Source organism: Bacillus bingmayongensis, assembly GCF_000299035.1.
Classification (GTDB): domain Bacteria; phylum Bacillota; class Bacilli; order Bacillales; family Bacillaceae_G; genus Bacillus_A; species Bacillus_A bingmayongensis.
Window position 1 is genome coordinate 1 of sequence record NZ_AKCS01000042.1, and the last position, 17,613, is coordinate 17,613.

Consider the following 17,613-nt stretch of genomic DNA (forward strand, 5'->3'; position numbering starts at 1 on the left):
AAAGTTTAGCTTAGTTTTAAAAACTTTGCAACAGAACCTAAAGGAGTTACAAGTGTCTCCTCTTTAAGTTTATTATCATTAGAATCAACTAATGGATTAAGTACAAGAGACTGATTTAGTTTATCTATTTCCCCCTTAGTATAGGTTTTAATCAGATTTTTATCTTTGTCGTAAACATCAAAAATCGGTGTTTCACTACTCACTTCATTAATGTTTATACTTTCTGTAGATGCTGATATAGAAGAAGAGAAACTTTCACCATGTGCAACCGTTGAAGGCAAAATTATTCCGGCTGCTAACGCAAATATACCAGCCTTAGCTAGAAAATTCTTTTTCATCCCATCATCCTCCTATTGTGAAAAAATTGGAAATTCACCTCGCATCAATATCATATATTACAAGTGTCGCAAGTGTAAATGTATTTTCAGAATATTTTTTCAACTAAAGATTTTGGGAACATTTTTATGAAATGCACGAAAGTAATAGAGATAAGGGTTACAAGAGAAATTTTAAAAATTATGGGAACAAAAGTTTTTTTATAAAAAATAAAAAGAAGAACTCTGATTTTAAGGTTTCTTCTTTTCTAGTGTTTTCTGCTCTTGATTATTGGATGTTTGTTCATCCCATTCTTTTTCTATTTTTCGAAACCATTTACCAGTTTTACTTAAATAATATCTTTTTACTTCCCCATATGGAATCCAAATTTCACGTTCTTCGATTCGATCCATTACTTCACTAAGAATCTCATCATGCTCGTATTTTTTAGGTCTTCTATGATTCAGTTGTACAAATTTTGTATATTCCCTACGAAGCCAATTAGAAATGCGTTCTTTTTGTTGTTGTCTGAGATGCGACCATTTCTTATTTGTTTGACGAATCTGTCCATTCACTTTTATATGATTTTTCATAGACACGCCTCCTATTACTGTCAAAATGATAATATAGAACTATCGTAGCACATCGACTTCAGACGAGAGCAAGAATCCCTTGGTAAAAATTTTTATTTTGTGTATTAATAAATATGGTACGTGAAATTATTTGTATGCATCTTGAAAAAGCTCCTCTGAAAGGAGCCAATTATTTTACAAGATTCTTCTGTAATTCCTCTATTATAAGCTCTGCACCTGTCGGGCTTAGTGTAATCTTTCCGTCTGCTAAAGTAATATTCTTATCAGATACTTCTCCTGTTATTGCGCAAGCGCCATGCGCTTCATACTTTTTCAAGATAATCTTTTCACCTTCTACATAAATCTCTAATGGTTTCTTTTCTTCAATTTCCAGCGTGCGTCTTAACTCCATCGGTATAACGATACGTCCTAAATTATCTAGTTTTCGAGTTACTCCTGTTGATTTCATGAAATCTCTCCCTTAAATTTTCTATAGCTCTATATTTTATACCCCATGTCACTTTTCATTGTAACAAGATTTCTCCAAAGATTGAAAACATTATAATCCAAAAGCTTACAATCATAATAAGAATCTCTTTATATCTTTGTGAAAAGGAATACTTTGTATCTTCCATCTATTGTTTCCTCCTTTTGTACAAAGATCTACTTGGGGTCACTATATCATTCTGGGAAAATTGTACGCTAAGGACTACAAACCCTTATCATTACAGTATTTTATAAAGATGAATACATGTTCAGAAAGATAAAAACCTAAGTTTAATTGAACATTGATTTGTTTACACACTTTATGAACATGATTATAGCTAGAAAACGTTGATATTATTGAGTTTTATCCTCTATTCATAAACATAAGATTTTCTGAACAAATATCTCTTAGCGTACAGCAAAAGGGGTTAATTGTGACAAAAATGTGTCTAAACGTACAGAATTCCCGGAATGATATGGTGAGGCCATGCCCATCAAGCTAAGATTATATAAGTTTAATTTCATGTGAGATTTTTTCTTTTTTCTAAAAATGGTTCTGTTGCAAAGTTTGAAAAAAGCATAAACAGGTTGGTAAATGAGGAACAATGTTTAGGAAATAGCTAGTAATTGTTGAAGTTCATTGTACGTTGAAAAGGCGGAGTCTCTTTGAAGACTTCGCCTTTGTTTATATAGGGCATGAATGGTCTCGATACCTTTTATCGTACGTGAAGCATGACGAAGATTTTGAAATCCTGCGGATTTGACAAAACGTCTCTTTACATGCCTATGATCCTGTTCAATAAGATTGTTTAAATGTTTGATTGTACGATGGATTGTAGTTTGATAAAATCCTTGTTTTCTTAATTTGTTAAATGCGCAAAGTAATGCCGGCGCTTTGTCTGTAGTGAGAACCGTTGGTTCTCCAAAATGTTTTACTAATCTTTTCATGAAGGCATAGGCAGCCTGATGATCCCGTTTTTTACGAAGTTGAATATCCAATGTGTGTCCATCTTTATCAATTGCACGATAGAGATAACGCCATTCTCCCTTAACTTTGATATAAGTCTCATCCAAATGCCAAGATAAGCGTGCAGATTTATTTTTCACTTTCCAAATTTGATAGATGAGATTGCCATATTCATGAACCCATCGCATGATGGTTGTTGGGTGAACTGAAATACCACGTTCTTTCAGGATTTCAGATACATCGCGATAACTTAAAGAAAAACGGCAGTAGTAGCCGACAGCTACTAAAATAATATCTTTCTTGAATTGTTTTCCTTTAAAATACCTCATGTCTGATTCTCCTAAATCTTGTTTTCTAGAGTGTATCTTCATGTAGAAAACTTTGCAACAGAACCCGTTATTGATATATATGGATTATCACCTTTACAAAAAGGAATACTGTTTCATACTTTATACGATCAAGATGATGAACATTCTTATTCCTACATTGTACAAGTAGGCTTCTTGCTTGGGGGGCAATTGGATGTTGCTACTTTTGAAAAGGCTTGGGAATATGTTATTCATCGACATGAAGTTCTACGCTCAGTATTTGTGTGGGAGGAAGTAGAAAAACCCCTACAAGCAGTTTATCAACGTCTGCCTTTTACTATTCATCAAGAGGATTGGAGTGCTCATTCGTATGAGGAGAGGGAGAAGAAATTACACCAGTTTTTGGCTGCAGATCGTAGAAAAGGATTTTTATTGGATGAAGCACCATTGATGAGAATCACTGCGATTAAAGAAGCAGAAGAGGAAACGAGAATCATTTGGACACATCATCATATTTTGCTAGATGGGTGGAGTGTGTCATTGGTCTTTAGTGAAGTGATGGAAGTTTATCTCAAGATGATAAAGGGAGAATTGTTGAATCTTCCTAAATCTCTTCCTTATAAAAAATATATCCAGTGGATAAATAAACAAGATCAAAGTCAAGCAGAAGAATTTTGGACAGAAGAATTAAAGGGGTTTTATGCACCTACGCCATTAGCGATGGAAAGAAAGAATCAAGGGCAGGAGAAGGGCTATGGAGAGTGTGTTTATCAGATATCTGAGGAAATCACTGAGAATTTACAAGAGTGGGTACGAAATAGTCGATTAACATTGAATACGTTAGTACAAGGCGCATGGGCCTATTTGATGAGTAGGTATAGCGGTGAAAGTGATATCGTATTTGGTGTAACTAGCTCTGGACGTCCTACTGATTTGATAGGAGCAGAGAATATGGTGGGTCTATTTATTAACACATTACCTACTAGAATTCGATTAACGGATGATACATCAGTCGTAGATTGGCTTCGTAAAATACAGATGAAAGAAATGGAACGAAGACAATATGAGTATAATTCATTAGTTGATATTCAAGGGTGGAGTGAGGTTCCGCGGAATAGCTCCTTATTTCATACTTTGTATGTGTTTGAAAATTATCCAATTCAAGGTGAGAGAAATGATGATTTAAGATTACTAAATGTTAAAAGTGCGGAACAAACAAATTACCCTTTAACACTCATTGTAATGCCTGGTAAGAAAATTACTTTAAAGTTGATGTATGATCGAAGCTATTTTAATGAAGAAACAATAAATCGGATTCAGGGTCACTTATTGCAAATATTAATTCAGATGACGAAGAGCCTAGATTCAAAACTCTTTGAAATTACTCATTTAACAGTGGAAGAGCAGACACAGTTACTAGAGGAATGGAATCATACTCAAGTAAAATATTCAGCTGAAGGCATGATTCATACGGTGTTTGAGGAGCAAGTTAAGAAAACGCCAGAAGCAATTGCAGCTATTTACGAAAATGAACAAATTACCTATAGAGAATTGGATGAGCGTGCGAATCAGCTAGCACACTATTTACAAAAGCGTGGTGTAGGTCCAGAGTCTCTAGTCGGGGTATATATGGAACGTTCATTACAAATGATGATAGCGTTATTAGGGATTCTAAAATCAGGAGGGGCGTATGTTCCACTTGATCCTACGTATCCAGAGAGTCGGCTTCGTTATATATTAGAGGATGCTGGAATCGAAGTACTAGTGACGGAAGAAAATTCGAGAAATTTATATGTATCTGAAGATATTGAAACGATTTGTATGAATAAAGATTATACTGCAATTGAAAAAGAAGAATCAACCCCATGTACAAGTAGTGTAACAGGAAGAAGTTTAGCGTATGTTATGTATACCTCAGGATCTACAGGGAATCCAAAGGGAGTGATGATTGAGCATCATTCAGTAATCAATTACCTAGAATGGATGCAACATAAATATCCACTTTCTGAAAAGGATGTGGTCTTGCAGAAAACCCCATTCTCATTTGATGTATCTGTTTGGGAGTTATTTTGGGGTATTCACGTTGGAGCAAGTGTATCTTTCCTGCCTCCAGGTGGAGAAAAAGATCCTTCCATTATAGCTGAAGTGATTGAAAAATATCAGGTTACTATAGTTCAATTTGTTCCTTCGATGTTATCTGTTTTCTTAGATCACTTCAATCATATTGAATTGAACATGAAATGTTCGTCCGTACGTCATGTGTTTTCTGGTGGAGAAGAACTAAGTTCAGGATTAGTTAGACGATTTCAACAGCAATGGAATCATAGCGGACAAGTAAAATTAACCAATTTTTATGGACCAACTGAAGCCACTATTTATGTAAATGCATTTGACATTCAGACTAATCAAGAATTTGTTTCTATTGGGCAGCCGATACAAAACACGCAATTATATGTATTAGACCAAAATCAACGCTTACAATCAATAGGAATCGAGGGTGAGTTATATATTGGTGGTGCTGGTTTAGCGCGTGGATACTTAAATCGCCCGAATCTTACTGCTGAAAAATTCGTTTCGCATCCATTTCGATTAGGGGAACGACTATATCGAACAGGAGATTCAGTAAGATATCTAACTGATGGAAATATAGAATTTATAGGTAGAATGGACCATCAAGTAAAAATGCGTGGTTTTCGGATTGAACTAGGAGAAATTGAAGCGACTTTAGAAAGATGTTCGTTTATTAAAGAGGCTGTCGTATTAGTTAGAGAAGATCGTCCGGGCGATCAGCGATTGGTTGCATATGTAATAAGCGATGGAAATACCCGAAAGTGGAGAGAGTATCTACAAAACCAATTGCCGAATCATATGATTCCAGCGCACTTTGTAGAGTTAGAACAGTTCCCGTTTACTCCGAATGGGAAAATCGACCGAAAGGCCTTGCCAGCACCTGATGAGCAAACTATTGGAGATTTAAATGTTCTACCTCGGACGCCATCGGAAGAGCTTATTGCCTCGGTTTGGAGTCAAGTGTTAGGAACAGAAAATATCGGTATTCAGGATTCCTTCTTTGAACGGGGTGGGCACTCACTACTCGCCACTCAAATCGTCTCTCGATTACAAGAATTGTTCCAGGTTAAAATCCAGCTACGTGAACTTTTCAAGCACGATACAGTGGAAGCATTAGCGAAACGAGTAGATCAGTTGCGCAAAGAAGATAAAAAACGAGAGTTTCCACCCCTTGTACCTATGACACGAGAAGAATCTATTCCACTTTCCTATGCGCAGAAACGTCTATGGTTTATTGATCAATTAATGCCAAATAGTACGATGTACAATATTCATGCAGCGTGTCGCTTAACAGGTAAATGGTCAATTGAAGCATTGGAGGCCGGATGGAATCAGTTGTTGGAGCGTCATGAATCATTACGGACGATAATTCTAGAACAAGAGGGTGAACCTTTTCAACAGGTTCAATCTCATGAATTCAGACATATCCCTCAAACGGATCTAACAGATCTCTCTTTGGAAGATAGGGAAAGAGAAATGAAACGGCTCATTCAAAACGAAGCGGAGGAACCATTTCATTTTGGACAAGGTTCTCTGATTCGAACACGAATATTGAAAGTGGACAGGGAAGAATGGGTTCTCCTTTGTACGATGCATCATATTATTTCGGATGGATGGTCAATGGGAATCTTACTTGAAGAATGGATGGCTTTTTATGAAGGAGAACTAAGCGGAAAACCGGTGGAATTGAAGGAGTTATCTATCCAATATGCAGACTTTGTCATGTGGCAGAAGGAATGGCAAAAAGAAGAGAATTTGGATCAACACCTCCAATATTGGAAGGAAGAATTGTCTGGGGAGCTACCGGTTTTACAATTACCGATGGATCGTCCTCGACCTGCGGTTCAAACCCACCGTGGTGCAAGTCAGTCCTTAATGGTGGCGAATTCCCTACAGGAAAAGATCAAAGATTTAAGTCTGCAAGAAGGATGCACTTTATTTATGACATTGATGGCAGCGTATCAAAGCTTCCTTTCTCGTTATACAGGACAAGACGACATCTTGGTTGGAAGCCCAATTGCAAATCGAAATGTTAAAGAGATTGAGGGGGTAATAGGTTTCTTTGCAAATACGTTGGTTTATCGAGCTGATTTCAGTGAAAATCCGACGTTCCAAGAACTTTTGTCGCAGGTACGAAAAAAAGCACTAAAAGCATACGAGTATCAGGACATTCCATTTGAGAAAGTGGTAGAATCCGTAAAACCGGAACGGAATACAAGTCATTCACCGATATTTCAAACCATGTTTACTTTACAGAATACGAAACAAGAGTTTCCCCAGCTATCTGAAAGACACATGGAACTCATGGAAAGTCATGCTTCTATTGCAAAATTTGATTTGAGTTTATTTGCTTCGGAGACGAAAGAAGGATTATCGCTAACCTTTGAATACAATACTGATTTGTTTAATGATACAACCATTGAACGTATGGCAAGGCATTTTGAACATTGGTTAAATCAAATTGTCTCTCATCCAAAATATTTATTATCAGAACTGAATATGTTATCGAAAGTAGAATATAAGCAACTACTAGAGGAATGGAATAAATCAGGTGTTGTAGATATACAAGAAAGCACGATTCATACATTGTTTGAAGAACAAGTGAAAAAAACACCAGAAGCAATTGCAGTAGCATGCGAAGATGAAGAACTAACATATCGAGAGTTGGACGAACGCTCGAATCAGCTAGCACATTATTTACAGAAAAATGGTGTGGTATGCGAATCATTGGTTGGGATTTGCGTTACACGTTCATCCGAGATGATTGTCGGTCTCTTAGGAATTATGAAGGCAGGAGGAGCATATGTCCCAATTGATCCAGCGTATCCGGAAAGTCGACTGCAATATATTTTAGAGGATGCTCATATTAAGGTACTGGTGACACAGGAAAAGTTACAGCAAAAAATGGTTATACCTAAATCCGTTGACGTGATTTGTATTGATCGTGATCGAGCAGAAATAGAACAAGAAGTAGCTACAGTGTGTACGAGTGAAGTGACGGGTGATAACTTAGCCTATATTATCTATACTTCAGGTTCCACTGGAAATCCAAAGGGGGTAATGATTGAGCACAGGAATACAGTAACAATGATTCATTGGGCCCATCAGACATATTCCCGAAAGGATTTAGCTGGGGTATTGGCTTCCACTTCGCTATCCTTTGATTTATCCGTTTTTGAAGTGTTTGTTCCCTTAACGATGGGTGGTAAGGTGATTGTCGCTGAAAATGCTCTACATCTAGACAAGTTGTCTACCAAGGGTGTGACCTTGATTAATACTGTGCCATCGGCAGCGAAGGAACTAGTTCGAGCAAAAACAATTCCTTCTTCAGTAAAGGTGATGAATTTGGCTGGAGAACCATTACCATATTCACTTGTTCAAGATTTATACGAGAGAAGTACGATTGAGAAGGTGTACAACCTATATGGACCGTCCGAAGATACTACGTATTCCACATATATGGAATTAGAAAAGGGTGTCATGCATAGGGTACCACCAATTGGTAAACCCGTCTTCAATACAGAAGTATATGTACTGAGTGCTGAACAAAAAATGGTTCCAATTGGTGTAGTTGGTGAGCTTTATATTGGTGGATCTGGATTAGCACGTGGATATTTAAACCGCCCTGACTTAACAAAAGATCGTTTTATAACGCATCCCTTTAAAGAAGGAGAGCGAGTATACCGGACTGGAGATTTAGTAAGGTATCTGCCAGATGGAAATTTGGAGTATCTTGGTCGAATCGATCATCAGGTAAAAATTCGTGGGTTCCGGATTGAACTAGGAGAAATTGAAGCGACATTACAAAAGCATGCATTAATTAACGAAGTTCTTGTGATGGTGCGGGAAGATTATCCTGGTGATCCACATTTGATTGCCTATGTTGTGGGAGATGGGGATGCTCATAAGTGGCGTGATTATCTCAAGGACCAGCTACCAAATTACATGATTCCATCATATTTTGTCAGATTGAATGCATTTCCACTCACTCCAAATGGAAAAATTGATAGGAAGGCTTTACCAGCACCAGAGAGACAGGAGATAGCAAGTGGTTATATTGCTCCCCGTACACCTACGGAAAAAACAATTGTTTCGATATGGCATCAAGTTTTAGGTGTAGAAAATATTGGAATACAGGATTCGTTTTTTGAAATAGGTGGGCATTCATTACTTGCTACGCAAGCTGTTTCCAATATTAAAGATGCTTTTGGAATCGAGTTACCATTGCATGATTTATTTACGTTTCATACGGTGCAGCAATTGGCAGAACAGATTGATCAATTGCTCTATAACAAAAATCAAGAAATGCAGAATGATAGTAAGGAGAATGTAAGTCTTCAAGACTACATTCAAAAAGAAGCAGAGGTGGGTAATGATGAAGAATTACTAGAACTGCTTAAGCAATTAGAAGAGCTATCAGAGGAAGAAGCACAAGGGATATTCGAGAGTAATTTGGTTGAGGAAGGGGTAAAAAAATGAGAAGTGATTTACTTGCAAAGCTGAGTTCACTTTCTCCTGAGAAGAGAGCTTGGCTTCAGAAACAAATGCAAAAAAAGGAGAATAAAGAAGAACTCCCATTGTCTTATGCACAACAACGTTTGTGGTTTATGGACAAATTTAACCCAAACAGTTCTTTATATAATATTCCAACGGTATGGCATCTAAAAGGAAGTTGGATTCCTGAAGCATTAGAAAAGGGATTCAATCGACTTATTGAACGTCATGAATCATTACGAACTGTTTTTAAAGAAGTAGGAGAGCACCCTGTACAACAAATTGTCGAATTCCTTCCTAGATCCTTACCTGTAAGGGATTACTCTCAACTTCCTCTAGAAGTAAAAGAAAAAGAGGTAGATAGTTTAATTGTGAGAGAAGCGCAAGAACCATTTGATTTAATGAATGGCCCTTTAATTCGTTACCAGCTTGTTCAATTAGGGAAGGATGAATGGTTATTACTGTGTACGATGCATCATATTATTTCTGATGCTTGGTCCATCGGTATATTCATGAATGAATTCCTTGCTTTCTATGAAGAAGAAGCTGGCGGGAATCCTGCTAAATTAAGTTCACTATCCATTCAATATGCAGACTTTGCGAAGTGGCAAAAGGAGTGGTTGCAAGGTGATGTGCTAAATCGTCAGCTTACGTATTGGCAGGAAGAATTGTCTGGAGAGCTTCCTATATTACAACTGCCAGTGGACCGACCTCGACCAGTTACGCAAACTTATGCCGGGGATACGCATCACGTGATTTTTCCTTATAGATTACTCAGTCAATTAAAGGATATAAGTCGACAAGAAGGATCTACCTTATTTATGACTTTAATGGCTGCATACCAGAGCTTTCTTGCTCGTTATACGGGACAAAAAGATATTCTAGTCGGAAGTCCGATTGCAAATCGGAATCATAAGGGAGTAGAAGGATTAATCGGTTTCTTTGTTAATACGTTGGTTTACCGATCAGATTTGAGTGGCACCCCTACTTTTCGGGAGATTTTGAACCAAACAAAGAAAAAGGCGTTAAAAGCTTACGAATATCAAGATATACCATTTGAAAAAGTGGTAGAAGCTGTGCAACCTGAACGAAGTATGAGTCATTCTCCTATCTTTCAGACCATGTTTACACTACAGAATATAAAACAAGAACGACTAGATTTGCCTGGTAGAAGTATCGAAATGGTAGAAAGTAATATGTCTATTGCAAAATTTGATTTGAGTTTAACTGCCTATGAAGTGGAAGAAGGTCTATTTGTCTCATTTGAATACAACACGGATTTATTTGATAGTAGTACCGTTGCACGTATGGCAGGCCATTTTGAGAACTGGCTAAATGAAATCGCGTATCATCCAGATGAATCATATACAAAGCTGTCAATGTTATCGGACACAGAGCAGAAACAACTCCTAGAAGAATGGAATGATACTGACGTAGTTTATGGTCATGAGTGTATGATTCATGAGCTATTTGAGCAGCAAGTTGCACGTACACCTGATGCAGTGGCGGTAGTTTATGAAGGTGGAAAGCTAACGTATCAAGAACTCAATGAAAAATCGAACCAATTGGCACATTATCTACAAAAACGAGGTATAGGACCTGAATCATTGGTCGGTATATGTGTTGAACGTTCTCCAGATATGATTATTGGTCTCTTTGGGATTTTGAAAGCAGGTGGGGCTTATGTCCCACTGGACCCAAGTTATCCCGAAAACCGCTTGAGATACATTTTAGAGAATTCACAAATTCAAGTGCTGTTAACAAAAGAGGCACTACAGGACTGGTTACCTAAAGATATTCAAGCAATTTGTTTAGACCGGGATCACGCAATGATTTCTAAAGAGAGTAATTTGGCTCCAGTGAGTGGGGTAACAGCAAATAACTTAGCCTATATCATATACACTTCGGGTTCGACGGGAAATCCTAAGGGAGTAATGATTGAACATCATTCGGTTATCAACCGCCTACAGTGGATGCAGAAAAAATATCCATTATCTGAGGAGGATACAATCCTACAAAAGACACCGTTTTCGTTTGATGTTTCTGTCTGGGAATTATTTTGGTGGTCATTTGTAGGAGCACGTGTTTGTTTACTTCCACCAGGAGGAGAGAAAGATCCTGGGGTGATTGAGAAGTACATCGAACGATATCGTGTGACCACCATGCACTTTGTTCCGTCGATGTTATCTACTTTCTTAGATTATATGGAACAAAATAATTCGAAAAGGGATGTATCGTCTTTAAATCAGGTTTTTACTAGTGGAGAAGCATTAAATACTGAACAGGTTCGCCGGTTTAAGGGGGTATTTTACGATGTTCAGCAAACAAAGTTAATTAACTTGTATGGCCCTACCGAAGCGACTGTGGATGTTACTTATTATGATTGTGATTTAGAAAAAGAACCAATGCTTATTCCAATTGGTCGTCCAATTGATAATACAGAGTTGTATGTGTTGGATCAACATCAACAGGTGGTACCGATTGGTGTGGCGGGGGAACTTTACCTTGGAGGAGTAGGCTTGGCACGTGGCTACTTCAATCGACCAGAGTTAACTACTGAACGTTTTATTCCGCATCCTTTTAAGGAAGGGGAACGATTATATCGAACGGGTGACCTGGTGAGATATATGAATGATCGTAACTTGGAGTATATTGGAAGAATAGATAACCAAGTGAAAATTAGAGGATTCCGAATTGAATTGGGAGAGATTGAAGCATCTTTACATGATCACTCATCTGTAAAAGAGGCTGTCGTGTTGGTGAAGGAAGATCGACCAGGAGATAAGCAGTTAGTAGCTTATGTAGTGGGTGAAGGGGATACTGGAGAGTGGCGTGAATATCTCAAGAAGCAATTGCCACATTATATGGTTCCAGCATATTTTTTCCAAGTTGAATCGATGCCACTCACGCCAAATGGTAAGGTGAATCGGAAAGCTTTACTGGAATTGGAGGCACAGTTCATAAGTGAAGATATTACTTCATCAAGAACACCAGTGGAAGAGCTCATCGTTTCTGTATGGAGTCAAGTGTTAGGTATAAGAAATATTAGTGTTCAGGATTCTTTTTTTGACATCGGTGGTCACTCGCTACTAGCAACTCAAGTAGTGTCACGCTTACAAGAAATCTTTCAAATCGAATTACCGGTACGTGAACTATTTGAGTATGCAACGGTGGAGTCACTGGCAAGGCGAATAGATCAGTTACGTAAAGGAGATAGAAAACGAGAGATTCCGCCACTAATGCCGATGGAACGAGGGGAAACTATTCCGCTTTCTTATGCCCAACAGCGCTTATGGTTTATCGATCAATTTACTCCTAATAGTGCACTTTACAATATACCAATGGTATGCCGCCTTACAGGGAGTTGGCTACCTGAGGCATTGGAAACGGGATGGAATCAGCTAATAGAGCGTCATGAATCATTACGGACGGTCTTTCATGAATTGAACGGTCAACCCGTGCAGCAAATTGAACCGTATGCTTTTCGAGCAATTCCGAAAACGGATTTAACTATGCTTTCTCCAGAAGAACGAGAAGAAGAAGTTAAACGTTTGATTCAACAAGAAACAGAAGTGCCATTCGATTTAGGCGAGGGTCCACTGATTAGGGCAAGTATTTTGCAAGTGGGAGAGGCAGAATGGATTCTCCTTTGTACTCTACATCATATCATTTCAGATGGATGGTCAATGAGAGTCCTACTTGAAGAGTGGATGGCATTCTATGAGAAAGCCACGGATGGAAAGGGAGCAGAACTTGAACCATTACCAGTTCAATATGCCGACTTTGCTCAGTGGCAAAAAGGATGGCTGAAGGAGGAAGTGCTTGATCAACAACTCCAATATTGGAGGGAAGAATTGTCTGGGGAGCTTCCTGTACTCCAACTTTCAATGGATCGCCCGCGTCCTGCAATACAAACTCATTATGGATCGACATACACTCTGGTTCTGCCAAGCACTCTACATGACAAATTGAATGAATTAAGTCGACAAGAAGGGGCTACACTCTTCATGACCCTGTTAGCTGCATACCAAAGTTTTCTATCACGTTATACGGGACAAGAAGATATTCTGGTAGGAAGTCCAATTGCTAATCGAAATTATAGAGAAATTGAAGGACTAATTGGTTTCTTCGTCAACACGTTGGTTTATCGGGCTGATCTGAGTGGTAGACCGACATTTCAGGATGTTCTGTCTCAGGTTCGTCAAAAGGCATTGAAGGCGTATGAATATCAAGATATCCCTTTTGAAAAAATTGTAGAAGTTGTACAACCAGAGCGGAGTACAAGTCATTCGCCAATCTTCCAAACTATGTTCATCTTGCAAAATATGAAACAAGAGTTCCCGGTGTTATCTGGTAGAAGTATTGAAATGATAGAAAGCCATAGTCCAATCGCAAAGTTTGATTTAAGTGTAATGGTAGCTGAGATGGAAGAGGGATTACTTTTTACTTTTGAATATAATAAGGATTTATTTAATGCTACAACTATTGAACGGATGGCAGGACACTTTGAGAAATGGCTACACGAAGTTTCCCATCACCCACAAAATCCGTTGCATGACCTGAGCATGCTATCGGAAGCTGAGCGTACTTTGTTATTAGAAGCATGGAATGACACTGTAATGGAAATGTCCCCTCAGGGTCTTATTTGCGACAGGTTTGAGGAACAAGTTGCAAGGTGTCCTGATGCGATTGCCGTAGTTGATCAAACAAAAAAGTGGACTTATGGTGAACTGGATGCACAAGCAAATCAGTTGGCAAATGTTTTACAGCGAAAAGGAGTCGCTCCAGAGTCAGTCGTGGGAGTTTATCTTCCGAGGTCAGCTGAGCTCATGGCAAGTTTACTAGGCATTTTAAAAGCTGGTGGAGCTTATGTCGTTTTAGATCCGTTGTATCCAAAATCAAGGTTAGAATACATGATTGAAGATGCAGGAATTCAAATTGTAGTGACAGCGGAAGGACAAGAAGACCATTTCGAACACGTCGAAATGGTGAGGTTAGAAGAATTAACAGTGGAAAGTATAACTGCACCTACACGGCAGATAAATCCAGAGAACTTAGCTTATATCGTCTATACCTCTGGTTCTACAGGAAAGCCAAAGGGCGTCATGGTTGAATATCGCTCATTAATGAATATGGTCTCTTGGCATCAAGAAGTTTATTGTATTACAACAGAGGATCGTGCGACCCAGATTGCGGGAATTGCCTTTGATTCGGCTGTCCAGGAGATTTGGCCGTATCTAACTGCTGGTGCAGCACTCTACTTGTCAACAGAGGAACTGAGAATTAATCCAGAAGCACTAAGAGACTGGCTCATTGATTCGCGAATAACAGCTAGTTTTGCACCTACGCCTATTCTGGAAAGACTCTTGAAATTATCTTGGCCAGATAAAACGGATCTTCGTTTTATCATTACTGGTGGGGATCAATTAACGCAGTATCCATCTAAAGATATTCCTTTTGCGGTAATCAATCAGTATGGTCCATCGGAAAATACCGTTGTTACCACGGATTGTTATGTACCTGTAGGAGTGACAAAAGGTACGCCATCGATTGGTCGACCGATTGCGAATACAGAAGTTTATGTTTTAGATTCTCATCTTCAGTTAGTACCAATTGGTGTGATTGGAGATTTATATATTGGAGGGAAGAGTCTTGCACGTGGATATGCTAATCGTCCGGATCTCACAAAGGAAAAATTTATTCCACATCCTTTCAAGTCAGGAGAACGTCTCTATTACACCGGAGATAAAGCAAGTTATCTTTCTGATGGTAATCTCCAGTTCCATGGTCGTATAGATGACCAAGTGAAAATTCGTGGTTTCCGGATTGAATTGGGAGAAATAGAAGCAGTTTTACAGGCACATTCTTCTGTGAAAGAAGCGGTTGTATTGGTACGGGAGGATAAGCAAGGTGACAAGAGATTAGTAGCTTATGTAGTGGGTGAAGGAAGTGTCGATGAATGGCGAGAACATCTACAAACACATTTACCAAATTATATGGTTCCAACAAACTTTATTGAGATGGAATTTTTACCACTTACACCGAATGGAAAACTTGATTTGAAGGCATTGCCTATACTTAGTGAACTATCCACTGAAAATACTGTATACCCACGAACTCCGCTGGAAGAACTTATCGCTTCAGTGTGGAGTCAAGTGCTAGGAATAGGAGACATTGGTGTTCAGGATTCTTTCTTTGAGCTTGGTGGTCACTCTTTACTTGCTACACAAGTGGTCTCACGCTTACAAGAAATCTTTCAAATTAAATTACCGGTACGCGAACTGTTCGAATATTCAACGGTCGAGGCATTATCGAAACGAATGGATCAGTTACGTAAGGGGAGCGAAAAACGAGAAATTCCATCATTGATGCCGATGGAACGAGGAAATAATATTCCACTTTCTTATGCCCAACAGCGCTTATGGTTTATTGATCAATTTGCACCTAATAGTGCACTTTATAATATGCCAATGGTATGCCGCCTTAAAGGGAATTGGTTACCTGAAGCATTGGAGTTGGGATGGAATCAGTTGATAGAGCGTCATGAATCTTTGCGTACGGTATTTCATGAAGTGGACGGTCATCCTGTGCAACAGATTCGACCGTATATTTTCCGTCCTCTTCCGCAAATGGACTTAACTAAGCTTTCATTAGAGGAGAGAGAAAGAGAATTAGAGCAATGGATTCAAACTGAAGTCGAATCTCCATTTAATTTAGAACAAGGACCATTGTTCCGTGGACAAATCGTGAAAATTTCAGACGAAGAATGGGTTCTTCTGTGTAATATGCATCATATTGTCTCAGATGGATGGTCGATGGAAATCTTGCTCCAAGAATGGATGGCATTTTATGAGGAGGCGATTGGTGAAAAACCAGCAGAGCTTGCACCACTACCAGTTCAATATGCCGATTTTGCTCAGTGGCAAAGAGAATGGTTGAAAGATGAAGTACTAAATCAACAGCTTGCATATTGGAAGGAAGAATTATCTGGTGAGTTACCAGTCTTAATGTTGCCGATGGATCGTCCACGTCCTCTAGTGCAAACCCACCATGGATTAACTCATAATGTGTTGTTGTCACGCTCATTACTGGATAAATTAAACGAACTAAGTCGTCAAGAAGGGGCCACGCTTTTCATGACCTTATTGGCATCGTATCAAAGTTTCCTTGCCCGTTATACGGGACAATCGGATATTATTGTTGGCAGCCCAATTGCAAATCGAAATTATCGAGAAATTGAAGGGCTGATTGGTTTCTTTGTCAACACATTGGTTTATAGAGCTGATTTAAGTAATGCACCGGCATTTCAAGAGTTGTTGTCTCAAGTGCGGATAAAAGCATTGAAGGCGTATGAGTATCAAGATGTTCCGTTTGAGAAAATTGTAGAGGTTATCCAACCTGAACGAAGTACAAGTCATTCTCCGATTTTCCAAACCATGTTTACATTGCAAAATACGGGACAGGAACTACCAGAGCTACATGGACGAAATATAGAAGTAATGGAGAGCAACGCTCCAATCGCTAAGTTTGATTTAAGTTTAACTGCTGCAGAAGTGGAAGAGGGTTTATCGCTTAATTTTGTTTATAGGACTGAGTTATTTGACAGTTTAACTATTGAATCTATGGCTGAACATTTTGGAAACTGGTTGAATTTAATCGTGGAACATCCTGATAAATCATTAGCTAAGTTACCTATACTATCAGGATTACAGCAAAAACAGTTAGAAGAGTGGAATAATAATGCCGTAGCATATCCACAAGAAAGTGCGATTCATCAGCTGTTTGAAGAGCAAGTAAATCGTACACCTGACGCGGTGGCAGTGGTAGATGAAAAACAGCAGTTAACATATCGAGAGCTCAATGAAAAAGCTAATCAATTGGCCCACTATCTTCAGCAATGTGGGATTGGGACTGAATCATTAGTTGGACTTTGCTTTGAGCGTTCAGTTGAGATGATTGTTGGTATTATGGGGATTTGGAAGGCTGGAGCAGCATATGTTCCATTGGACCCATCATATCCAGAAAGTCGCCTACGATATATTTTGGAGGACACTGGAATTCAAGTATTAGTTACGAACGAATCATTAGAAGATTGGATACCTAAAGAAGTCAAGGTAGTTTGTCTAGATAGGGATCAAGCAATGATTTCACAAGAAAGCATTCTTTCACCAAAATGTGAGGTAACAGGAGAAAGCCTAGCGTATGTTATCTATACTTCGGGATCGACGGGGAATCCAAAGGGTGTTTTGGTACAGCATCATTCTGTAATAAACTTGTCGCATGGTTTACAGAAAGAGGTTTTCGCACATGAGATACCATCTAACATGCATGTCGGTTTAAATGCGTCAATTGCCTTTGATGCATCTATTCAGCAATTACAAATGCTGTTGCATGGTTCAAG

General features: G+C 38.7%; 6 protein-coding genes. 2 read left to right on the forward strand and 4 right to left on the reverse strand.

The genetic code is table 11. The annotated features are described in order from the left end of the window. Positions 1-5: 5 nt before the first annotated feature. The 4 genes from Y7E_RS29275 to Y7E_RS0106125 all read right to left on the reverse strand — a co-directional run bounded on the left by Y7E_RS29275 (position 6) and on the right by Y7E_RS0106125 (position 2,669). Complete coding sequence (locus Y7E_RS29275) at positions 6-338, reverse strand: hypothetical protein (protein WP_017150405.1); 333 nt, start codon at positions 336-338, stop codon at positions 6-8. Between the two features lie 228 nt (positions 339-566). Next, positions 567-908, reverse strand: a complete 342-nt coding sequence (locus Y7E_RS0106110; RefSeq protein ID WP_017150406.1) for a hypothetical protein — start codon at positions 906-908, stop codon at positions 567-569. A 169-nt stretch (positions 909-1,077) separates the two neighbouring features. Continuing rightward, complete coding sequence (locus Y7E_RS0106115; protein WP_017150407.1) at positions 1,078-1,356, reverse strand: AbrB/MazE/SpoVT family DNA-binding domain-containing protein; 279 nt, start codon at positions 1,354-1,356, stop codon at positions 1,078-1,080. A 626-nt stretch (positions 1,357-1,982) separates the two neighbouring features. Further along, a complete protein-coding gene (locus Y7E_RS0106125) occupies positions 1,983-2,669 on the reverse strand; it encodes an IS6 family transposase (protein ID WP_017150319.1) in 687 nt (228 codons plus the stop codon). A 30-nt stretch (positions 2,670-2,699) separates the two neighbouring features. Here Y7E_RS0106125 and Y7E_RS0106130 point away from each other — a divergent pair, with 30 nt between their 5' ends. After that, on the forward strand, positions 2,700-9,197 hold the full coding sequence (locus Y7E_RS0106130; protein WP_017150409.1) for a non-ribosomal peptide synthetase: 6,498 nt from the start codon (positions 2,700-2,702) through the stop codon (positions 9,195-9,197). After that, on the forward strand, positions 9,194-17,613 hold an 8,420-nt coding region (locus Y7E_RS0106135; protein WP_017150410.1), incomplete at its 3' end, for a non-ribosomal peptide synthetase. The genes Y7E_RS0106130 and Y7E_RS0106135, both read left to right, overlap by 4 nt.